18 protein-coding genes are annotated in these 20,967 nt (G+C 67.6%); 15 read left to right on the top strand and 3 right to left on the bottom strand.

Annotated features, from left to right (window positions below):
- The first annotated feature begins 5 nt into the window (after positions 1 to 5).
- The 11 genes from lpxA to CCO03_RS14735 all read left to right on the top strand — a co-directional run bounded on the left by lpxA (position 6) and on the right by CCO03_RS14735 (position 12,008).
- Complete coding sequence (gene lpxA, locus CCO03_RS14785; RefSeq protein WP_087282286.1) at positions 6 to 806, top strand: acyl-ACP--UDP-N-acetylglucosamine O-acyltransferase; 801 nt, start codon at positions 6 to 8, stop codon at positions 804 to 806.
- A 96-nt stretch (positions 807 to 902) separates the two neighbouring features.
- A complete protein-coding gene (lpxB, locus tag CCO03_RS14780; protein ID WP_087284746.1) occupies positions 903 to 2,060 on the top strand; it encodes a lipid-A-disaccharide synthase in 1,158 nt (385 codons plus the stop codon).
- A gap of 32 nt (positions 2,061 to 2,092) precedes the next feature.
- Positions 2,093 to 2,707, top strand: coding sequence for a ribonuclease HII (gene rnhB / locus CCO03_RS14775; RefSeq protein WP_087282283.1), 615 nt, complete (start codon positions 2,093 to 2,095; stop codon positions 2,705 to 2,707).
- A gap of 105 nt (positions 2,708 to 2,812) precedes the next feature.
- Complete coding sequence (locus tag CCO03_RS14770) at positions 2,813 to 3,583, top strand: TrmH family RNA methyltransferase (protein ID WP_087282280.1); 771 nt, start codon at positions 2,813 to 2,815, stop codon at positions 3,581 to 3,583.
- A gap of 316 nt (positions 3,584 to 3,899) precedes the next feature.
- On the top strand, positions 3,900 to 5,072 hold the full coding sequence (gene carA / locus CCO03_RS14765) for a glutamine-hydrolyzing carbamoyl-phosphate synthase small subunit (RefSeq protein WP_205690312.1): 1,173 nt from the start codon (positions 3,900 to 3,902) through the stop codon (positions 5,070 to 5,072).
- A 42-nt stretch (positions 5,073 to 5,114) separates the two neighbouring features.
- Positions 5,115 to 5,474: a hypothetical protein gene (locus CCO03_RS14760; RefSeq protein WP_087282276.1), complete on the top strand. Its 360-nt coding sequence runs from the start codon at positions 5,115 to 5,117 to the stop codon at positions 5,472 to 5,474.
- Entirely contained in the window at positions 5,467 to 6,192 is a 726-nt protein-coding gene (locus CCO03_RS14755; protein ID WP_087282274.1) for a hypothetical protein, read from the top strand. Before CCO03_RS14760 ends, CCO03_RS14755 begins: the two co-directional genes overlap by 8 nt.
- 88 nt (positions 6,193 to 6,280) lie before the next feature.
- Entirely contained in the window at positions 6,281 to 9,556 is a 3,276-nt protein-coding gene (carB, locus tag CCO03_RS14750) for a carbamoyl-phosphate synthase large subunit (RefSeq protein ID WP_087282272.1), read from the top strand.
- A gap of 302 nt (positions 9,557 to 9,858) precedes the next feature.
- A complete protein-coding gene (gene greA, locus CCO03_RS14745; RefSeq protein ID WP_087282270.1) occupies positions 9,859 to 10,335 on the top strand; it encodes a transcription elongation factor GreA in 477 nt (158 codons plus the stop codon).
- Positions 10,336 to 10,439: 104 nt separating this feature from the next.
- Positions 10,440 to 10,871, top strand: a complete 432-nt coding sequence (locus tag CCO03_RS14740) for a DUF4149 domain-containing protein (protein WP_087282269.1) — start codon at positions 10,440 to 10,442, stop codon at positions 10,869 to 10,871.
- 249 nt (positions 10,872 to 11,120) lie between these two features.
- Positions 11,121 to 12,008, top strand: a complete 888-nt coding sequence (locus CCO03_RS14735; protein ID WP_087284744.1) for a Kdo hydroxylase family protein — start codon at positions 11,121 to 11,123, stop codon at positions 12,006 to 12,008.
- 120 nt (positions 12,009 to 12,128) lie between these two features.
- Here CCO03_RS14735 and soxR read toward each other — a convergent pair whose 3' ends face one another.
- A complete protein-coding gene (gene soxR / locus CCO03_RS14730; protein WP_087282266.1) occupies positions 12,129 to 12,644 on the bottom strand; it encodes a redox-sensitive transcriptional activator SoxR in 516 nt (171 codons plus the stop codon).
- A 135-nt stretch (positions 12,645 to 12,779) separates the two neighbouring features.
- Here soxR and CCO03_RS14725 point away from each other — a divergent pair, with 135 nt between their 5' ends.
- Complete coding sequence (locus tag CCO03_RS14725) at positions 12,780 to 13,199, top strand: DoxX family membrane protein (protein WP_236903859.1); 420 nt, start codon at positions 12,780 to 12,782, stop codon at positions 13,197 to 13,199.
- Here CCO03_RS14725 and CCO03_RS14720 read toward each other — a convergent pair.
- Together CCO03_RS14720 and CCO03_RS14715 are read right to left on the bottom strand one after the other, a co-directional pair.
- Positions 13,194 to 13,886 carry a FadR/GntR family transcriptional regulator gene (locus tag CCO03_RS14720; protein WP_087284742.1) on the bottom strand — a complete coding sequence of 231 codons (693 nt, stop codon included), beginning with the start codon at positions 13,884 to 13,886 and terminating at the stop codon, positions 13,194 to 13,196. The two genes, CCO03_RS14725 and CCO03_RS14720, sit on opposite strands and share 6 nt — an antisense overlap.
- Positions 13,887 to 14,065: 179 nt before the next feature.
- Positions 14,066 to 15,394, bottom strand: a complete 1,329-nt coding sequence (locus tag CCO03_RS14715) for an MFS transporter (protein ID WP_087282262.1) — start codon at positions 15,392 to 15,394, stop codon at positions 14,066 to 14,068.
- 171 nt (positions 15,395 to 15,565) lie between these two features.
- On the opposite strand from CCO03_RS14715, the gene CCO03_RS14710 reads away from it, so the two are divergent.
- The 3 genes from CCO03_RS14710 (at position 15,566) to CCO03_RS14700 (ending at position 20,952) form a co-directional block, all read left to right on the top strand.
- Positions 15,566 to 16,087, top strand: coding sequence for an ureidoglycolate lyase (locus tag CCO03_RS14710; protein ID WP_087282260.1), 522 nt, complete (start codon positions 15,566 to 15,568; stop codon positions 16,085 to 16,087).
- A gap of 131 nt (positions 16,088 to 16,218) precedes the next feature.
- On the top strand, positions 16,219 to 17,124 hold the full coding sequence (locus tag CCO03_RS14705) for a crotonase/enoyl-CoA hydratase family protein (protein ID WP_087282258.1): 906 nt from the start codon (positions 16,219 to 16,221) through the stop codon (positions 17,122 to 17,124).
- 378 nt (positions 17,125 to 17,502) lie between these two features.
- Positions 17,503 to 20,952, top strand: coding sequence for a transglutaminase family protein (locus CCO03_RS14700; RefSeq protein WP_087282256.1), 3,450 nt, complete (start codon positions 17,503 to 17,505; stop codon positions 20,950 to 20,952).
- Positions 20,953 to 20,967 lie beyond the last annotated feature (15 nt).

The following is a 20,967-nucleotide window of genomic DNA, read 5'->3' as shown; positions in this document are numbered from 1 at the left end:
TGAGCATGACGCACGCCAAGATTCATCCCACGGCCCTGGTCGACGCCCGGGCGGAGCTCGACTCGTCGGTCGAGGTCGGGCCTTATGCCGTCATCGGTCCGCACGTCCAGATGGGCGCGGGCTGCTCGGTCGGGCCGCATGCCTGCATCGAAGGGCACACCCGCATCGGGCAGAACAACCGCTTCTTCCAGTTCGTCTCCATCGGGGCCGCGCCGCAGGACAAGAAGTACGCTGGTGAGCCCACGCGCCTCGAGATCGGCAACGACAACACCTTCCGCGAGTTCGTCACCATCAACACCGGCACCACGCAGGATCAGGGCATCACCCGCTTGGGCGATGACAACTGGATCATGGCGTACGTGCACGTGGCCCACGATTGCCAGCTGGGCAGCCACATCATCCTGGCCAACGCCGTGCAGCTCGCCGGCCACGTGCACCTGGGGGATTGGGTGTTCCTGGGCGGTCAGACCGGCGTGCACCAGTTCGTGCGCGTGGGGGCGCATGCCATGGCGGCGTTTCAGACCCGGTTGCCGCAGGATGTGCCGCCTTTCATGACCGTGGGCGGCAACCCCGTGGCGGCCCATGGCGTGAATGCCGAGGGCTTGCGTCGGCGCGGCTTTTCGCCCGAGCGCATTGCCAACGTGAAGCACATGCAGCGCCTGCTTTACCGCCAGGGCCTGGCGCTGGAGGCGGTGCGCGGGCAGCTGGATGCCTTGCGGGATGAGGTGCACGATGCCGACATGCAGGCCGATGTGCACCTGATGCAGGCCTTTCTGCAGGAGGCGACGCGCGGCATCGTGCGCTGATGGTCATGGCTTGTTCCAGTCTGCATGGAGTATGCGGCTGTTGGCGTTTCAATGTGAACGGCAACAACCTCATACTCCTTGAGTTTTATGCGTGCCATGCCGTCGCTTGAGCGCGTGGGCATGGTCGCGGGCGAGGCCTCGGGCGACCTGCTGGCTGCGGCGCTGCTGGCCGCCATGCGCGCACGCTGGCCGCAGGTGCGCGCCCAGGGCGTGGGCGGTCACGCCATGCAGGCCCAGGGGTTCGAGGCCTGGTCCGACAGCGAGGCGCTGGCGGTGCGCGGCTACGTCGAGGTGCTGCCCAAGCTCATTCCGCTGCTGCGGCTGCGCAAGCGCCTGGGCGACCGCTGGCTGGCGCAACGGCCCGATGTGTTCGTGGGCGTCGACGCGCCCGACTTCAACTTCGATCTGGAACGGCGTCTGCGGCAGGCGGGCGTGCCCACGGTGCATTTCGTCAGCCCCTCGTTCTGGGCCTGGCGGCCTGAAAAAGTCCTCAAGCTGCGCGAGGCGGCTGACCACGTGCTGTGCCTGTTCCCGTTCGAGCCGGCCTTGCTGGCCGAGCACGGGGTGGCCGCCACCTACGTGGGCCACCCCCTCGCCAGCGTGATTCCGCAGCAGGTGGACCGGCCGGCGGCCAAGCAGGCGCTGGGCCTGCAGCCCGACGTGCCGGTGGTGGCGCTGCTGCCCGGCAGCCGCGCGGCCGAGATCGAGCACCTGGCCGATCGGTTTGTGCAGGCCGCCCGCCTGGTGCAGGCCGAACATGGGCGGCCCGTGCAGTTCGTGATGCCCGCCGTGCCCAGCCAGCACGCGCGCCTGGCCGCCTTGCTGGCGGCGCAGGGTGCGCAGGACCAGGTCCGGCTGCTGCACGGGCAGTCGCACGCGGCCTTGGCGGCCTGCGACGTGACCCTCATCGCCAGTGGCACGGCCACGCTGGAGGCCGCCTTGTTCGGTTGCCCCATGGTGATTGCCTATGCCATGCCGGCGCTCAGCCACTGGCTGATGCGCCGCAAACAGCTCATGCCCTGGGTGGGGCTGCCCAACATCCTGTGCCAGCAAGCCGTGGTGCCCGAATTGCTGCAGGATCAGGCCACGCCCCAGGCGCTGGCGCGGGCGGTGCTGCAGTGGCTGCACAGCCCGGCCGAGGTGGCTGCGCTGCGTCAGCGCCTGGCCCGCCTGCACACCGAGCTGGCCCAGGACACCCCCACCTTGGCCTGTGACGCCATTGCGAACGTGGTGGCTGCCCGGTCCGGGGCTTGATTTCTTAGAGACGACGATTGCGCGCTGAACAAATGACGCTCTTGTGGGATGCGCCAGGCCTGTTGGCCGGCGTGGATGAGGCCGGTCGCGGCCCTTTGGCGGGGCCCGTCGTGGCGGCCGCGGTGATCCTCAACCCGGATCGGCCCATCGATGGCCTGAACGACTCGAAAAAGCTGACCGCCAAGCGGCGCGATCAGCTGTTCGACGAGATTCAGGACAAGGCCTTGTGCCTGTGCATCGCCGAGGCTTCGGTGCAGGAGATCGACTCGCTGAACATCCTGCGGGCCACCTTGCTGGCCATGCAGCGGGCGGTGGCGGGCCTGCGCCTGCAGCCTGTCAAGGTGCTGGTCGATGGCAACCAGCTGCCCGTGCTGCCCATGCTGTGCGAGCCCATCGTGGGCGGCGATGCGCTGGTGCCGTCGATCTCGGCGGCCTCCATCCTGGCCAAGGTGCACCGCGACCGCTGGTGCGCTCAGGTCGACACCACCTGGCCGCAGTATGGCTTTGGCAAGCACAAGGGCTATGGCACCGCCGCCCACATGCTGGCCTTGCGTCAACATGGCCCGTGCGAGTTGCACCGCAGCAGCTTTGCACCTGTGGCCAAATGCCGCGAGGCCCTGCAGGCGCAAGCCGCGTGCCCCCCCTGAAGGCTGCAGGTCGTGGCCAGCTGATCCGGCCCTGCGGCCCCTGGCACGGGTGCCGCCGACCCTTTTTGAACGCGCGAGCGTTCCCCCGTTTTGCAAAGACAGCCCATGCCGGCCCTGGTCATCACCTCGCGCGACAACCCGCGCTACAAAACCCTGCGCAAGCTGGTGCAGGACGCCAACAGCTACCGCAGCCTGCAGCGCGTGTGGGTCGAGGGTGACCACCTGTGCGACGCCGCGCTGAGCCGCGGCTGGCAACCGCAGGAGCTGATCCTGGCCGAGTCCAATGCCGAGGGGTTGACCCGGTACGCGGCCCATGCGCAGCGTGCGGTGCTGTTGCCCGACCGGCTGTTCGCCGAGCTGTCGGCCCTGCCGTCCTCGCGCGGCGTGGGCATGGTGTTCGCGCTGCCGGCCGCGCAGGGCGTGGACCCCGATGCGCCCACCGTGGTGCTCGACCGCCTGCAGGACGCCGGCAACGTGGGGTCCATCCTGCGCAGCGCCAGCGCCTTCGGTTTCCGCCAGGTGCTGGCCATCAAGGGCACGGCGGCTTTGTGGGCGCCCAAGGTGGTGCGCGCGGGCATGGGCGCCCATTTCGCGCTGGCCTTGCACGAGCTGGCCGACGAGGGGCTGGTGCAGCAGCTGCGGGTGCCGCTGCTGGCCACCAGTTCGCACCAGGGCGATTTCGTGCACGCCCGCGCCTGGCCCTGGCCCTGCGCCTGGCTCATGGGCCACGAAGGGCAGGGCGTGAGCCCGGCCTTGATGGCTCAGGCCCAGGCCTTTGCGCGCATTGCGCAGCCGGGCGGCGAAGAATCGCTCAACGTGGCGGCTGCGGCCGCCATCTGCCTGCACGCCAGTGCCGTGGCCCGAACCGGCGACTGAAAGTCAATTTGTTGGAGTATGGCCTGGTTCCCGATCTATTTTCATCGGAAGTGGTGCCATACTCATGACCAAGGGTGTGCAGGGCGATGCACCACTCCCGCCAGGCCACTGCACCACACGCCGCGCGAGTCGCGGGCGAGGCAGCCGGTCACAGGCTACAATGATGGGCTTTTTCGCACACCGGTTGCCCCCTGATTTCTCACCGCGCAAGGCCTGATCGATCGATCAGGCCGTTTTGGCGCACGCCAAGCACGTCCGCACCCCACGCGGCGGCGCATCGACAAACGAGGGCGACCCGCAACAATCGGAGAACCCAGTGCTTTTGTCCTTGAAGGGCGCATACCCCCCCGCCGTGTTGGCGCTTGCAGATGGCACGGTGTTCGAGGGCTACGCCATCGGCGCCGCTGGCGCCACGGTGGGTGAAGTGGTCTTTAACACGGCCATGACGGGCTATCAGGAAATCCTGACCGACCCCAGCTACTGCCAACAACTGGTCACGCTGACCTATCCCCACATCGGAAACTACGGCACCAACCCCGAAGACGTGGAGGCCGACGGCATCCAGGCCGCCGGCCTCATCGTCAAGGAAGTGCCGCTGCTGGCCAGCAACTTTCGCGCCACCGAAACCCTCACGCAATACCTCACGCGTCAGAATGCCGTCGCCATTGGCGGCATCGACACGCGCAAGCTCACGCGTCTGCTGCGTGACAAGGGCGCGCAAAACGGGTGCATCGTGGCCCTGGCTGCCGGTCAGACCTTGACCGACGCCGTGCGCCAGGAGGCCCTGGCCAAGGCCCAGGCGGCACCGTCGATGGCCGGTCTCGACCTGGCCAAGGTCGTGTCCACCCCCCAGGCTTACGAGTGGACCGAGACCGAGTGGCAGCTGGCCCGCGAGGACGGCACGCCCGGCTATGGCCAGCAGACCCAGCCCGCGTTCCACGTCGTCGCCTACGACTTCGGCGTGAAGAAGAACATCCTGCGCATGCTGGCCGAGCGTGGCTGCCGCGTGACGGTGGTGCCGGCGCAGACGCCGGCCCGTGACGTGCTGGCCATGAACCCCGATGGCGTGTTCCTCTCGAACGGCCCCGGCGATCCTGAGCCCTGTGACTATGCCGTCTCGGCCGCGCGCGAGCTCATGGAGTCGGGCAAGCCGGTGTTCGGCATTTGCCTGGGGCACCAGATCATGGCGCTGGCCAGCGGGGCCACGACCTTCAAGATGAAGAACAGCCACCATGGCGCCAACCACCCGGTCAAGGACCTGGACAGTGGCGAGGTGAGCATCACCAGCCAGAACCACGGCTTTGCCGTGGCGCTGGACAGCCTGCCGGCCAACCTGCGCGCCACGCACATCAGCCTGTTCGATGGCACGCTGCAAGGCCTGGAACGCACCGACCGCCCGGCGTTCTGCTTCCAGGGTCACCCGGAAGCCTCGCCCGGCCCGCACGACATCGGCTACCTGTTCGACCGCTTCATCAAGCTGATGCAGTGATCGCGTCGCCCGTCGTTCCACCCGCAACCACCGATCCACGCCATGAAGCTCTACAGTTTTCCGATCTCGGCGCTTGAGAAGGCCATCAACAAGCGCTTGCTCACGCTGGTCTCGCCGCATCGCGAGTGGTTTGGTGACCGCTGGCAGCAAAAGCCCTACAAGAAGTCCTTCATCGAGCACAAGGCCATGCCGCTCATCACGGTGTTGGCCAAGGGCAAGACCTGGGACGACGAGACCTTCGCGACCGAACTCGCCGACTGGAACGTCAAGTTCTACGACGCCGAAGTCGAGGTGTTGCGCCCCATGGTGGACGGCGACGGCCTGATCCAGCTGATGCAGAAGAACATGCCCGACGCGCGCAAGCAGGCGATCCTCGCCAAGTTCGAGGACCGCCATGCCTGAGGCCAAGCCCGGGTCGTTCGCTGGCCTGGCCGGCGCTGCTGGTTGTGCCGCGCGCACGGCCTGTGCAGGGTCGGCGCGTCTGTGGCCGTTTGGCCGCCGGGGGCCGGCTTTCTGGCTCGCGGCGCTTGGCGTGGCGGCCCTCGCGGGCTGTGCCACGGCGCCCTCGGTGCCGGCGGGCCAGGTCGAGCGCCTGCAGGATCAGTTCCTGGCCATCATGCCGCTGGGCGAGATGCTGGGCCACATCGCCGCGCACGACCCGAACTGGCCGCTGCAAAACGAGATGGACCGCCACACGCCGCAGGACGTGGCCTGCATGCGTCGCGAGCTGGCGCCTGAAAAGGGCAACGCCGTGATGCGTCAGCGGGCTGCCGACTACGCGCGCAAGCACCCGGACCGCGTGTCCGGCGATGTGGCCATGCTCGATGACGGCGCGGTGCGCTTCGTGGGCGGCGCCATGCGCGCGGGCATGTTCGGCGGCGCGCAGCCGGATCCGCAGGACCTCAAGGGGACGATCGAGTTCCTGACGGCGTCGCGGTATGCCGACCTGCGCGAGGCGCTGTACCTCGACGGTGCGACGGACGCGATGCTGAAACCCGGTGGCGGCTACCGCATGGGCCAGCAGATCGGCATGCGCTTCATGGTGCCGTTGACGGTGGATGCGGCACGGGCCTGCGGGCTGGACCTGATGTCCGCACGCAAGCCTTTGAAATCCTCTTGACCTGATTTTTTGAAAAGGAGTATGGCCAGATTGCCGTTTGTTTGATGACGGGAATCGGTTGATACTCCATAGATGAACTGAACCGTTTATGCCAAAGAGAACAGACCTGAAGTCGATCCTCATCATCGGCGCCGGCCCCATCGTGATCGGCCAGGCGTGTGAATTCGACTACTCCGGCGTGCAGGCCTGCAAGGCGCTGCGCGAAGAGGGCTACAAGGTCATCCTGATCAACAGCAACCCTGCGACGATCATGACCGACCCGGCCACGGCCGACGTCACCTACATCGAGCCCATCACCTGGCAGACGGTCGAGAAGATCATCGCCAAGGAACGCCCCAGCGCCATCCTGCCCACCATGGGCGGCCAGACGGCGCTGAACTGCGCGCTGGACCTGTGGCGCAATGGCGTGCTGCACAAGTACAAGGTCGAGCTGATCGGCGCCACGCCCGAGGCCATCGACAAGGCCGAAGACCGCCTGAAGTTCAAGGATGCGATGACGCGCATCGGCCTGGGCAGCGCCCGCTCGGGCATCGCCCACAGCATGGAGGAAGCCTGGGACGTGCAAAAGCGCGTGGGTTTCCCCACCGTGATCCGCCCCAGCTTCACGCTGGGCGGCACGGGCGGCGGCATCGCCTACAACCCCGAAGAGTTCGAGATCATCTGCAAGCGCGGCCTCGAGGCCTCGCCCACCAACGAGCTGCTGATCGAGGAGTCGCTGCTGGGCTGGAAAGAGTACGAGATGGAGGTGGTCCGCGACAAGAAGGACAACTGCATCATCGTCTGCTCGATCGAGAACCTGGACCCCATGGGTGTGCACACGGGTGACTCCATCACCGTGGCCCCGGCGCAGACGCTGACCGACAAGGAATACCAGATCATGCGCAACGCCAGTCTGGCGGTGCTGCGCGAGATCGGGGTGGACACGGGCGGCTCGAACGTGCAGTTCTCGGTCAACCCGGCCGACGGCCGCATGATCGTCATCGAGATGAACCCGCGCGTGTCGCGTTCCTCTGCGCTGGCGTCCAAGGCCACGGGTTTCCCGATCGCCAAGATCGCCGCCAAGCTGGCCGTGGGCTACACGCTGGACGAGCTGAAGAACGACATCACGGGTGGCGCCACGCCGGCCTCGTTCGAGCCGACCATCGACTACGTGGTCACCAAGATCCCGCGTTTCGCGTTCGAGAAATTCCCCACCGCCGACAACCGCCTGACCACGCAGATGAAGTCGGTGGGCGAGGTCATGGCCATCGGCCGCACCTTCCAGGAGTCGTTTCAGAAAGCCCTGCGCGGCCTGGAAGTCGGCGTGGACGGCATGAACGAAAAGACCCAGGACCGCGAGATCCTGGAAAAGGAGCTGGGCGAACCCGGTCCCGACCGGATCTGGTATGTGGGCGACGCGTTCGCGGCCGGCTGGTCGCTGGACGAGGTGCACGCCATCACCAAAATCGACAAGTGGTTCCTGGTGCAGATCGAAGAGATCGTGAAGATCGAGCTCGAGCTGGACCAGCTGGCCGAGCAACACGGCGAGCAGGCCCTGGCGCAGATCAGCAAGGACGAGCTGCAGACCTTGAAGCGCAAGGGTTTCTCGGACCGCCGCCTGGCCAAGCTGCTGCACACCACCGACAAAGCCGTGCGCGATGCGCGTCGCGCCTTGGGCGTGCGCCCGGTCTACAAGCGCGTGGACACCTGTGCCGCCGAGTTCGCCTCGAACACGGCCTACATGTACTCGACCTACGACGAGGAGTGCGAGGCCGCGCCCACCGACAAGAAGAAGATCATGGTGCTGGGCGGTGGCCCCAACCGCATCGGCCAGGGCATCGAGTTCGACTACTGCTGCGTGCACGCCGCCATGGCCATGCGCGAAGACGGTTACGAAACCATCATGGTCAACTGCAACCCCGAGACCGTGTCGACCGACTACGACACCTCGGACCGCCTGTACTTCGAGCCGCTGACGCTGGAAGACGTGCTGGAGATCGTGGCGGTCGAGCAGCCCGCTGGCGTGATCGTGCAGTACGGTGGCCAAACGCCACTGAAGCTGGCGCTGGGCCTCGAAAAGGAAGGCGTGCCCATCATCGGCACCACGCCCGACATGATCGACGCGGCCGAAGACCGCGAGCGCTTCCAGCAGATGCTGCAACAGTTCAAGCTGCTGCAGCCGCCCAACGCCACGGCGCGCACCCACGAAGAGGCGCTGGCCCATGCGCGCGAGCTGGGTTACCCGCTGGTGGTGCGCCCCAGCTACGTGCTGGGTGGCCGCGCCATGGAAATCGTGCACGAAGAGCGCGACCTCGAGCGCTACATGCGCGAAGCCGTCAAGGTGAGCAACGACTCGCCTGTGCTGCTGGACCACTTCCTGTCGAACGCCATCGAGTGCGACGTGGACTGCGTGCGCGACAGCACCGGCCAGGTCTTCATCGGCGGCGTGATGGAGCACATCGAGCAGGCCGGCGTGCACTCGGGCGACTCGGCCTGTTCGCTGCCGCCGTACTACCTCAAGCAGGCCACGGTCGATGAGGTCAAGCGCCAGACCGCCGCCATGGCCCAGGGCCTGAACGTGGTTGGCCTGATGAACGTGCAGTTCGCGATCCAGGAGCGCGACGGCGCCGACATCATCTACGTGCTCGAAGTGAACCCGCGTGCCTCGCGCACGGTGCCCTTCGTCTCCAAGGCCACGGGCATCCAGCTGGCCAAGGTGGCGGCGCGCTGCATGGTCGGCGAGAGCCTGGCCAAGCAGGGCATCACCCAGGAGGTGACGCCGCCGTACTTCAGCGTCAAGGAAGCCGTGTTCCCGTTCGTGAAGTTCCCGGGCGTGGACACCATCCTGGGCCCGGAGATGAAGTCCACGGGCGAAGTCATGGGCGTGGGCAAGACCTTTGGCGAAGCCTATGTGAAGGCGCAAATGGGCGCCGGCGAGCGCCTGCCGCGCGCGACCAAGGCCGACGGCACGCCGTCGGGCAAGGTCTTCATGACGGTGAAGAACGCCGACAAGCCGCAGGCGGTGCTGATCGCCAAGGAGCTGGCCGCCATGGGCTTCCCGCTGTGCGCCACGCGCGGCACGGCGCAGGCGCTGGCCGACGCCGGCCTGCAGGTGCAGGTCGTCAACAAGGTGACCGAAGGCCGTCCGCACATCGTGGACATGATCAAGAACGACGAGATCGCCCTGGTCATCAACACGGTGGAAGAGCGCCGCAACGCCATCGCTGATTCGCGCGCCATCCGCACCAGCGCCCTGCTGGGCCGCGTCACGACCTTCACCACCATCGCCGGCGCCGAGGCGGCCGTCGAGGGCATGAAGTACATGGACAAGCTGGGTGTGATCTCGGTGCAGGAGATGCACGCGCACCTGCACGACGCCGCGTGACGGCTTTGGCGCCCGCGGCGCTCGTTCGAGCCGTGGGCGTCCCGCCGAACGCGTGTGGGCGTGACGCCATGACGGGAGACGCGCAACCCGTGTGTGCGGCGCCTGCGATGCGCGGGGCGGGCGGGCTTTCCCCGCCATCGTCCCTCCCTTAAAATGCAGGCAACAGGGGCCGGTCCACGGCCCCGACAGATTCATCCGGCCAAGGCATGCACGCACGCTGGTGGGTTGCATAATCGAGGCATTGCTCACACACCGCCGAGGCTCAACGCTCGGCGGTTTGCTTTTTACAGGTAGACAAACACATGGCCACCATTCCCATCACCAAGAACGGTGCGGAAAAACTCAAGAAAGAACTGCAGCAACTCAAGTCCGTCGAGCGTCCTGCGGTCATTCAGGCCATTGCCGAAGCCCGTGCCCAGGGTGACCTGAGCGAAAACGCCGAGTACGACGCGGCCAAGGACCGCCAGGGCTTCATCGAAGGCCGCATCAAAGAGGTGGAGGGCAAGCTGGCCGCGGCGCAGATCATCGACCCGGCCGCCATCGACGCGGGCGGCAAGGTGGTGTTTGGCGCCACGGTCGAACTCGAAGACCAGGACAGCGGCGCCACCGTCACCTACCAGATCGTGGGTGAGGACGAGGCCGACCTGAAGCTGGGCCTGATCAACATCTCCAGCCCCATCGCCCGCGCCCTGATCGGCAAGGAAGAGGGCGATGCGGCCGAGGTGCAGGCGCCCGGCGGTGTGCGCCATTACGACATCGTCAGCGTCGTCTATCGCTGACCGTTAATTCAGTAGAGAGTATGCCCGCATTGCCGTTTCAAACAAAACGGCAATGCGGGCATACTGCCATTTGAATGCCTTGAAACCCGGTGCGCGGAGTTGCCATGTTGAATCGCTTGTCCTTGTTCGTGATCGCGGCCTGGTGGGCCAGCATCAGCGCGCTGGGGTTCTGGATCGTGCCCATGCTGTTTGCCAAGCTGCCCACACCGGCCATGGCGGGCACCCTGGCGGCGCAGCTGTTCGCGCAACAAAGCCTGGTGGCGCTCGCTTGCGGCGTGGTGCTGTTGCTGGTGAACCGGCGCGCGGCCGCCACGCGCCACGGCGTGCCGGCCGACCCGCACGCGCGCACCACGCTGGTCATCGTGCTGGTGGCGCTGTTCGTGGTGATCGCCAACCAGTACGGTGTGTCGCCGCGCATCGTGGCGCGCGACAACCTCAAGCTCTGGCACAGCGTGGGCAGCGCCTTGTACCTCGTGCAATGGCTGTGCGTGACGGCCTTGCTGTGGCGCCATGCCGGGCGGCCCCGGTGGGCCTGAAACGCGGTCGGCGTTAGCAAACGGCGCCTGGCTGGGGCCCAGGCCGTGGCCCGCGCCTGGCGCCCGGGCACGCCGTTGCCGACGGCGCTGCCCTGAACCGGGATTTCCCCTGTCGGGGGCGCGGTCCCTGATCCAGGTCAGGAGGTGAAGGACCAGGCGCGCTACCATGGCCGCCTTGTTTCACTGAGAGGTGCTGGCGGGTTCTGTTCTGTGGGACCTGGATGCCGCACCGCCTGACCTGCCATGGACATGCGCACGTCCTCCATCGTTCACGTGCCCCGCACCGAATGGCTTGGCCCGGAGGCCGATCCCGCCTGGATCGACGCCTTGGAAGCGGGTCAAGTGCTCTACTTTCCTAGTTTGCCCTTCGTGCTCTCGCCCGACGAACAGGCCCTGTTGACGCCGGCCGTGCGCGACCCCAAGGCGCGCAACATCAGCCTGGGCGTGGAGGGGCAGCTCAAGGGCGGGCAGGGCGATGCGGCGACGCTGGCGGCGCTGACCGCCATGGTGGCCCGGTTTCGCAGCCAGGCCCAGGCGCTGGTGCATGGCCTGTTCCCGCACTATGTGCCTCGCTTGCGCCTGGCGCCGACCAGCTACCGGCCCATGGCCGTGGCAACGCGTGCGCAGTCCTGGCGGGCCGATGACAAGCGCCTGCATGTGGATGCGTTTCCGTCGCGGCCCACGTATGGCGAGCGCATCCTGCGCGTGTTCACCAACGTGAACCCCCATGGCGAGCCGCGTGTGTGGCGCGTGGGCGAGTCGTTCGACGAGGTGGTGCAGCAGTTCCTGCCCAGGGCCAAGTCGTATGTGCCCTGGCAGGCCCAGGCGCTGAAGCTGCTGCACGCCACCAAGTCCTACCGCAGCGAGTTCGACCACCTGATGCTGCAGCTGCACGACGGCATGAAGGGCGACCTGGACTACCAGGCCAACTGCCGGCAGGAGACTGTGCCATTTCCGCCCGGGTCGACCTGGGTGTGCTTCTCGGACCAGGCCACGCATGCGGTGATGTCGGGCCAGTTCATGCTCGAGCAGACGCTGCATTTTCCGGCTGGGGCTGAGTACAACCCGGCCTCCAGCCCCTTGGGTCGCCTGGAGCAGGCGCTGGGCCGTCCTTTGCGCGGCCTGGATCGGCGCTGAACGAATCGGTCACGCACCACGGACGCCCGCGGCACAGCGCGCCGCCGCGCGTTCAGGGTGCGTGGGGATGCTTCACCGCAAGGGCGATCGACCCGCTGTTCCTGCAGGTGGCTGCGCGCGTCAGTCTTGCGGGTAGGCCGTGCCCAGCGGGCGCTCGAGCAGGCGCGCGCCCGCGCCCTGGCGGCCGAGCGCGTCGCCGGGGTTGCGCAGCGGGCAATGCGCCAGGGACAGGCAGCCGCAGCCGATGCAGCCGTCGAGCTCGTCGCGCAGCCGGGTCAGCAGTTCGATGCGGGCGTTGAGCTGATCGCGCCACGCGGCGGACATCCGCGCCCACTCGCTGGACGAGAGCTTGCGGCCAGACTGGTAGGGCTGCAGCCAGGCCTTGATGTCCTCCAGGGCGATGCCGGTCCGCTGGGCTGCTTTGATGATGGCGATGTAGCGCAGCGTGACGGGCAGGAAACGGCGCTGGTTGCCGCTGGTGCGCGTGCTCTCGATCAGGCCCTTGGCTTCGTAGAAGTGGAGCGCTGAAACGGCGACGCCACTGCGCGTGGCCAGCTCGCCGATGCTGAGCCAGCGTGTGACTTCGGCCGATGACGGCAGTGGGGTTTCGGGCGGCGGCGGGGCGGGCGATCGCATGGGGGCTTGACCTCAGGTTAAGTTGAGGTCGTATGGTGTCACGAACCTGCCGGGCTTCTGCAACCGCCGGGTTGCGGGCTCGCATGGGGCGCGCCCGCCAGTCGTGCAGACATGGGGGTTGAGCGCATGCAAGGTGTGGGATTTTGGTTGGGGGCGTGGCCGTGGCGTGTGGCGCGGTGCCTGCTGGTCGTGGTGTTCGTGGCTTCGGGCCTGGCGAAGACGCTGGACTTTTCAGGCGGTGTGGCCGAAATGCAGGCGGCCGGTCTGGCACCGCCGGTGCTGTTCAACGTGGTGGTGGCGGTCACCTTGCTGCTGGGGTCGGCCTTGATCCTGCTGGACCGTGCCCTGTGGCTGGGTGCCGGCCTGTTGGCGGGCTTTCTGCTGCTCAGCATCCTCATCGTGCATCGCTTTTGGGCCTTGCCGGCCGAACAGGCGCAGCTGTCGCTGTACTTTGCGCTCGAGCACCTGTCCCTCGTCGGGGGATTGCTCGCGGCGGCCATCGCCAGCCAGGCGCGGCGTGCGGCCTTGGCGGTTCCGCAGCGGGCGGTGCTATAGACCGGTCGGGAAATGCACGCCGGCGCGCTGGGCCGCCTGCACGATGTGGCGCGCCATGGCCGCCTGGGCGGCCGCGGGGTCGCGTGCCACCAGGGCGTCGAGGATGGCGGCGTGCTCCTCGCCGGTCGCCCGCCGGGCGGCGCGCTGGTAGAAGGGCAGGCGCTGACTTTCCTGCATGAGTTCGGCGCTGTTGCTCAGCACATCGGCAATCGCACGGTTGCCCGAAATGCCGATGATCTGGGTGTGAAATGCGTAGTCGAGCTGGGCAGCGGTGGCGAGGTCGCCGGCCTCGATGGCGGCCACCAGGGCCTGCAGGTTGCTGCGCAGCTCATGCAGGTCCGAGTCCTCGATCACCATGGCCGCAAGCCGGGCGGCAAAGTTCTCGAGCGCGAAACGCAGCTGGTAGATGTCGGTCAGCGAGTGCGTGGCCGCAAAGCGCCAGGGTGGCGCACCGGCTGGCGTGGCAACCGCCTCGGCCACGTACATGCCTTTGCCGGGTCGCGAAATGATCAGGCCCAGGCCCTGCAGCGACGACAGGGCTTCGCGCAGCGAGGCGCGGCTCACGGCCAGTTGTTCGGCCAGGTCGCGTTGCGAAGGCAGCAGGGCGCCCGCCGGGTACAGGCCTTGGGCAATCCATTGCTGGATGGTATGAGCGGCTTGCGCAGCGACGGCGGAAGAGGACACCAGGGCGAGGGGCAGAGTGAGGGACGCAGCGATCTTATCGGGTTGATCGCCTGGCGGACGGGGCACACCGCCGGTGGCAGCCCGTGCAGCGTGGCGGTGGGGACGGCGGCCCACCCGGCGGGCGCAGAGCGCTTCGGCTCAGGCCTGCGCCCCGCCGCATTGCGCAGCAGGGCGGTGAAGGCTTACTTGTTGACCAGCTTGGCCGGCACGGTGTAGGTGAGCACGGCGCCCAGCAGCAGGACACCGGCCAGCACATACAGGCCCATGCTGGCGCTTTGGGTCTGGTCCTTGATGAGGCCGATCATGTAGGGGCTGATGAAGCCGGCGAGGTTGGCGAACGAGTTGATCATGGCGATGCCGGCGGCGGCGCCCACGCTCGACAGGATGGCGGTCGGCAGGCTCCAGAACAGCGGCGAGGTGGCCAGGCTGCCGCCTGCGGCCAGGCACAGGCCGATCAGCGACAGCGTCACGTTGTGGCTGAACACGCCGGCGATGACCAGGCCGGTGGCGCCCACGCAGAAGGGCACGATCAGGTGCCAGCGGCGTTCGCGCAGGCGGTCCGAGCTGCGGCTGACGAGGAACATGGAGCAGGCGGCCACTGAGAACGGGATGGCGGTCAGCAGGCCGACATTCAGCGTGCCCACCACCCCCGATTGCTTGATCAGCGACGGCAGCCAGAACGTCAGCCCGTACTGGCCCATGACGGTGCAGAAGCAGATCAGGGCCATCTTGACGATGCGTCGGTCGGCGAACAGGTCGCGCAGACGCGTGTGGCTGTCCTGCTTGCCCTGGTTTTCGTTGGCGATGTTGCGCTCGAGCAGGTCCTTCTCGGCCGTGCTCAGCCACTTGGCCGAACGGATGTTGTTGTCCAGGTAGCTCAGCACCAGCAGGCCGACGATGAAGGACGGGATGGCTTCGATCAGGAACATCCACTGCCAGCCGCGCAGGCCGGATATGCCGTGCATGGCTTCCATGATCCAGCCCGACAGCGGCCCGCCGATGACGCCCGACACCGGAATGGCGCACATGAACAAGGCCACCATCTTGGCCCGGCGGTGCGAGGGAAACCAGTAGGTGAGGTAGAGGATCATGCCGGGGTAGAAGCCGGCCTCGGCCGCGCCCAGCAGGAAGCGCAGGGTGTAGAACTGCCACGGCACCTGCACGAACATCATGAGCGCCGAGATGATGCTCCACAGGATCATGATGCGGGCCAGCGTGGCCTTGGCACCAATGCGGTGCATCAGCAGGTTGCTGGGCACCTCGAAGAAAAAGTAGCCGATGAAGAACAGGCCGGCGCCCAGGCCATACATGGCTTCGCTGAAGTGCAGGTCCTGCAGCATCTGCAGCTTGGCAAACCCCACGTTCACGCGATCCAGGTAGGCCACGACGTAGCACAGCATCAGGAAGGGCAGCAGGCGCCAGGCCACGCGGCGGTAGAGCGCGTCTTCGTGCATCGCGGCGGACGCGGGCGCCGCATCGGCATGTGCGGCGGGGGCAGAGAGGCTGGTCATGATCGGTTGTTGGGGGAATGAAGAGGGTTCAACTGGTCTGACCAGTTGGCGTGGGCGGCATCCTATCGCGACTTTTGCCTGATTAATCAAGGGATAACCCTCTAATATTTGCCCCAATATGGCGGATGTCGTGGGATAAACTGGTCTGACCAGTTAAGCATCAGACCCACCATGGACGTTTCCGCCCCCGTTGTCGCCCACGCCCTCGTGGCCCAGCCCTTGACGCGCGCCGCGTTCGCCGAGTTCGGCGACGTCATCGAGGCAGAGGGCCTGGATGCCCTGGCCATCAATGGCGGCAAGACCGCACGCTTCGATGACCTGGCCCGCATCGAAACCCTGGGCGAAGGCGCGCGGCCCGTGCTCAGCCTGTTTCACACCCAGCCTTATGCGCTGCCGTTGCTGGCGCATGAACTCGAGCGCCATCCCTGCGGCAGCCAGGCGTTCGTCCCGCTGGACGGCCAGGCCTTTCTGGTGGTGGTGGCGCCGCCGGGCGACCAGCCCCGGGCTGATGCGGTGCGTGCGTTCTGGACGGATGGCCGCCAGGGCGTGAACTACCGAGCTGGCGTCTGGCACCACTCGCTGCTGGTGCTCGATCGTCCCTCGCGCTTCGTGGTGGTGGACCGTGCGGGGCCGGGGCCCAACTGCGACGTGGCGGCGCTGGATCGCCCGGTGTCGATCACGCTGCCGCGCTGAGCGTGCCCCGGAAGGCTGCACCCTGCGTGGCGCCGCCTGTCCCCACCTTGCTGGTCGCCAGGCCGGGGCACTCCTAGCATGGCCAGGCGCCGCGGCTCCTGTTCACCCTCGCGTGCGCTGGAGACCAGACCATGCCCGAGTTTTCCACCCTGCGCATCGACGCCCTGACCGATCGCCCGCGCGTTGCGCGGCTGTTGCTCAACCGGCCTGAACGGCTCAACGCCATCAACGGCGACATGCCGCGCGAGATCCGGGCCGCGGTGGAATGGGCCCAGGCCAACGACGACATCCACGTCATCGTGGTCGAGGGCGCCGGCAAGGGTTTTTGCGGCGGCTACGACCTGCAGGGTTCAGCCGAGCAGTTGCACGAGCACCCCTGTCAACAGGAAAGTCAGCCCTGGGACCCCATGCGCGACTACGCCTACATGAAGCGCAACACCGAGGACTTCATGAGCCTGTGGCGCTGCAGCAAGCCCACCATCGCCAAGGTTCACGGCCACGCCGTGGCGGGCGGCAGCGACATCGCGCTGTGCTGCGACCTGCTGGTCATGGCCGAGGACGCCCGCATTGGCTACATGCCTACGCGCGTCTGGGGCTGTCCGACCACGGCCATGTGGACCTACCGCCTGGGCGCCATGCGCGCCAAACAGCTGATGTTCACGGGCGACCTCATCAACGGGCGGCAGGCTGCCGACTGGGGGCTGGCAACCTCGGCCGTGCCGGCCGCGCAGCTGGACGCCGAAGTCGACCGGCTGGCCGACCGCATCGCCGGCGTGCCCAATGGCCACCTGGCCATGCACAAAATGGTGGTCAACCAGGTGATGCTGACCATGGGCCTGGAGCAAACCCAGATGATGGCCACGGTGTTCGATGGCATCACCCGCCACAACCCCGAAGGCCTGTGGTTTCGCCGCCACGCACAGACCGAGGGTTTCAAGTCGGCCGTGGCCTGGCGCGACTCGGGGCGGCCCATCCCCGAAGGCGACGAGGCCCGTGTCTTGATCCGCGAGATGGATGAGAAGCTGAAAAAATCATGAGTATGGGTGAATTTCCGTTATGAAAAAAACGGCAGTAGGCCCATACTGCGATGAACTGGCGGGTGGTAGCCACACCGCGTGCAAACCGCAAGCGGGTCTCTCGGTTGAAGGTGCGGCGCATGGGCAGCCCACGCAACCTGCGCCTGGCCCGTTGCCGGTCCAAGGCCTCGTCCGGATCGGTGCTGCGTGGACCGTCGACAGGCTCGCGCAGTGACCGGGTAAGGCGGCCGGATGAGGCGGGGTGGGCAGCCCAGGGCGCCGGCCCGCAGTCGCGCGGGGCTGCGCAGTCTGCCGCCGTGGCCTGTGCCGCTGCCCTGTCATGAAATGGCCTGATTATTGCTTGCAGCCTGTTCGCGTTCCAGCTCATCGCACCCCACCATGTCCATCCACGCCGCCCTCCACCACGTCACCCACTACCGCTACGACCGGCCCGTGCAGCTGGGCCCGCAGCTCATCCGGCTGCGTCCTGCGCCCCATTGCCGCAGCCATGTGGTGTCGTACGCGCTGAAGGTCGAGCCGGCCGACCATTTCATCAACTGGCAGCAGGACCCCTTCGCCAATTACCTGGCCCGCATCGTCTACCCCGCGCCGGTGACCGAGTTCAAGGTCACGGTCGACCTGGTGGTGGAGATGGCGGTCTACAACCCCTTCGACTTCTTCCTCGAGCCGCAGGCGGAAACCTTCCCGTTCAGCTACAGCGCCGAGCAGGCCGACGAGTTGGCGCCCTACCGCGTGACCGAGCCGGCCACACCACGCCTGCAGGCCTACCTCGACTGCATCGACCGCAGCCCGCAGCGCACCATCGACTTCCTGGTGCAGCTCAACCAGCGGGTGCAGCAGGACGTGCGCTACCTGATCCGCATGGAGCCCGGCGTGCAGACACCGGAGGACACGCTGGCCAAGGCCAGCGGCTCGTGCCGCGATTCGGCCTGGCTGCTGGTGCAGGTGTTGCGGCACCTGGGCCTGGCGGCGCGCTTCGTGTCCGGCTACCTCATCCAGCTGGCGCCCGACGTGAAGGCGCTGGACGGTCCCAGCGGCACCGAGGTCGATTTCACCGACCTGCACGCCTGGTGCGAGGTCTACCTGCCCGGTGCGGGCTGGATCGGGCTGGACGCCACCTCGGGCCTGCTCGCGGGTGAGGGGCACATTCCGCTGGCGTGCACGCCGCAGCCCTCGAGCGCCGCGCCCATCGAGGGGCTGATGGACGAGGCCGAGGTGAGCTTCGGCCACGAGATGCAGGTCACGCGGGTGTACGAATCGCCGCGCGTCACCAAGCCTTATGCCGAACACCAGTGGGCCGACATCCTGGCGTTGGGTGACACCGTGGACCGCAGCCTGGACGCGGGCGACGTGCGCCTGACCATGGGCGGCGAGCCCACCTTCGTGGCCACCAGCGACCGCGACGCGCCCGAGTGGAACACCGATGCCCTGGGGCCCACCAAGCGGGGCTATGCCAGCGAGCTGGCCGACCGCCTGCGCCACGCGTACGGCCAAGGCGGCTTTCTGCACGCAGGCCAGGGCAAGTGGTACCCGGGCGAACAGCTGCCGCGCTGGGCCTTGTCCATCTACTGGCGGGCCGACGGCGAGCCGATCTGGCGCAACCCGGCGCGCCTGGCCGACGAGCGCGAACCCATGCACTACACCAGCGACGATGCCGCGCGCTTCACCCGCAAGTTGGCTGAAACCGTGGGGGTATCGCCTGATTTCGTTCAAGCAGCTTACGAAGACGTCTATTACTACCTGTGGCGAGAGCGCCGACTGCCGGTCAACGTCGACCCCTTCGATGCCCGGCTGGACGACGAGCTGGAGCGCGCGCGCCTGCGCCGCGTGTTCACGCAGCAGCTGGGCTCGGCCATCGGCTACGTGTTGCCGCTGGAGCCCGCGAAGCCGAACCCGGCGCTCGATGGGCCGCACTGGCGGTCGGGCAGCTGGTTCCTGCGCGACGACCGCCTGTATCTCGTGCCGGGCGACTCGCCCATGGGGTATCGGCTGCCACTCGATTCGCAGCCCTGGGTCAGCGAGGCGGACTACCCCTTCCTGGAAGAGCGCGACCCCTTGGCGCCTGTGGGCCGCCTGCCTGCCGCGGCGGCCTTGCATGCGCGCTATGCGTCGGCACGACCCCGTGAACAGGCCGAGCTGCCGCAGGCCGGCGTACCGGCCCAGGCGGCCAGGCTGCGCCTGCAGCGGCCGGGTGACGTGGTTCAGTCGGTTCAACCCGCCCAGCCAGCCCTGCACCAGTCGGCGGCGGGGATCACGCGCACGGCCTTGTGCGTGGAGGCGCGCGACCCGCGCCGCGCCAATGGCCCTGCGGCCGAGCGGGTGGGGCAGGCCTCGTCGGCCCTCTACGTGTTCATGCCGCCGCTGGCCTTGCTCGAGGACTACCTGGACCTGCTCGCCGCCGTCGAAGCCACGGCCGAGGCGCTGGATGTGCGCGTGGTGCTCGAGGGCTACCCGCCACCGCGCGACGCGCGCCTGCAGGTCTTGCAGGTCACGCCCGATCCCGGCGTCATCGAGGTCAACATCCACCCCGCCCGCAACTGGCGCGAGGTGGTGGCGCACACCGAGTTCCTCTACGAGGCCGCCCACCAGACCCGGCTGTGTGCCGAGAAGTTCATGACCGACGGCCGCCACACCGGCACCGGCGGCGGCAACCACTTCGTCATGGGCGGGGCCACACCCGCGGACAGCCCCTTCCTGCGCCGGCCCGATGTGCTGGGCAGCCTGCTGCTGTACTGGCACAACCACCCCTCGCTCTCGTACCTCTTCAGCGGCCTGTTCATTGGCCCCACCAGCCAGGCCCCGCGGGTGGACGAAGCCCGCAACGACCAGGTCTACGAGCTGGAGATCGCGCTGCAGGAGCTGGACCGGCACCTGCGCCACCATGGCTCGGCCATGCCGCCGTCGCTGGTGGACCGCACCTTCCGCAACATCCTGGTGGACGTGACGGGCAACACGCACCGCAGCGAGTTCTCCATCGACAAGCTGGCCTCGCCCGATGGCCCGGCGGGGCGCCTGGGCCTGCTGGAGCTGCGGGCGTTCGAGATGCCGCCGCATGCGCGCATGAGCGTGGTGCAGCAACTGCTGCTGCGGGCCCTGATCGCGCGTTTCTGGCAGACGCCGTACCGGGCGCCGGCCACGCGCTGGGGCACGGCCCTGCACGACCGCTGGCTGCTGCCGAGCTTTGTGCAGCAGGACATCGCCGATGTGCTGGCCGAGCTGCGCCAGGTCGGGTTTGCCTTTCAGGACGAGTGGTTCGCGCCCCACCTGGAGTTCCGCTTCCCGTCGGTCGGCCGCATCGACGCCATGGGCATGAGCCTGGCGCTGCGCCACGCGCTCGAGCCCTGGCACGTCATGGGCGAAGAGGGGTCGGTGGGCGGCACCGTGCGCTACGTGGACTCGTCGCTGGAGCGCCTGGAGGTGCGCGTGACCGGCCTGAACGACAGCCGCTACACCGTGACCGTGAATGGCCGGCCGTTGCCCCTGCAGCCCACGGGGGTGACGGGGGAGTTCGTGGCCGGGGTGCGCTACAAGGCGTGGAACCCGACGTCGTCGCTGCACCCCTCGATCGACCCGCATGCGCCGCTGACCTTCGACTTGGTGGACACCTGGATGCGCCGCTCGGTGGCCGGATGCCAGTATCACGTGGCCCATCCCGGTGGCCGCAACTACACGACCTTCCCCGTCAACGCCTACGAGGCCGAGAGCCGCCGCCTGGCGCGCTTCTTCGCCATGGGCCACACCGGCGGCACCATGCCCACGCCACCCGCCAACCTGGCGCTGGTGGGCAGCCGCGAGTTTCCGTTCACGATGGATCTGCGCCGGCAGTGACTTTTCACCGGATGG

It is taken from the genome of Comamonas serinivorans (assembly GCF_002158865.1).
Classification (GTDB): Bacteria; Pseudomonadota; Gammaproteobacteria; order Burkholderiales; family Burkholderiaceae_C; genus Comamonas_E; species Comamonas_E serinivorans.
This window is presented reverse-complemented; position numbering and strand designations above follow the sequence as displayed.

Excerpts from the sequence above, each read along its gene's own strand:
- CCO03_RS14715 (WP_087282262.1), bottom strand. The coding sequence starts at position 15,394 with ATGACCAGCCTCTCTGCCCCCGCCGCACATGCCGATGCGGCGCCCGCG.
- CCO03_RS14740 (WP_087282269.1), top strand. The coding sequence starts at position 10,440 with ATGTTGAATCGCTTGTCCTTGTTCGTGATCGCGGCCTGGTGGGCCAGC.
- greA (WP_087282270.1), top strand. The coding sequence starts at position 9,859 with ATGGCCACCATTCCCATCACCAAGAACGGTGCGGAAAAACTCAAGAAA.
- CCO03_RS14755 (WP_087282274.1), top strand. The coding sequence starts at position 5,467 with ATGCCTGAGGCCAAGCCCGGGTCGTTCGCTGGCCTGGCCGGCGCTGCT.
- lpxB (WP_087284746.1), top strand. The coding sequence starts at position 903 with ATGCCGTCGCTTGAGCGCGTGGGCATGGTCGCGGGCGAGGCCTCGGGC.
- CCO03_RS14770 (WP_087282280.1), top strand. The coding sequence starts at position 2,813 with ATGCCGGCCCTGGTCATCACCTCGCGCGACAACCCGCGCTACAAAACC.
- soxR (WP_087282266.1), bottom strand. The coding sequence starts at position 12,644 with ATGCGATCGCCCGCCCCGCCGCCGCCCGAAACCCCACTGCCGTCATCG.
- CCO03_RS14705 (WP_087282258.1), top strand. The coding sequence starts at position 16,219 with ATGCCCGAGTTTTCCACCCTGCGCATCGACGCCCTGACCGATCGCCCG.
- carB (WP_087282272.1), top strand. The coding sequence starts at position 6,281 with ATGCCAAAGAGAACAGACCTGAAGTCGATCCTCATCATCGGCGCCGGC.
- CCO03_RS14760 (WP_087282276.1), top strand. The coding sequence starts at position 5,115 with ATGAAGCTCTACAGTTTTCCGATCTCGGCGCTTGAGAAGGCCATCAAC.
- CCO03_RS14735 (WP_087284744.1), top strand. The coding sequence starts at position 11,121 with ATGCGCACGTCCTCCATCGTTCACGTGCCCCGCACCGAATGGCTTGGC.
- CCO03_RS14700 (WP_087282256.1), top strand. The coding sequence starts at position 17,503 with ATGTCCATCCACGCCGCCCTCCACCACGTCACCCACTACCGCTACGAC.
- lpxA (WP_087282286.1), top strand. The coding sequence starts at position 6 with ATGACGCACGCCAAGATTCATCCCACGGCCCTGGTCGACGCCCGGGCG.
- rnhB (WP_087282283.1), top strand. The coding sequence starts at position 2,093 with ATGACGCTCTTGTGGGATGCGCCAGGCCTGTTGGCCGGCGTGGATGAG.
- CCO03_RS14710 (WP_087282260.1), top strand. The coding sequence starts at position 15,566 with ATGGACGTTTCCGCCCCCGTTGTCGCCCACGCCCTCGTGGCCCAGCCC.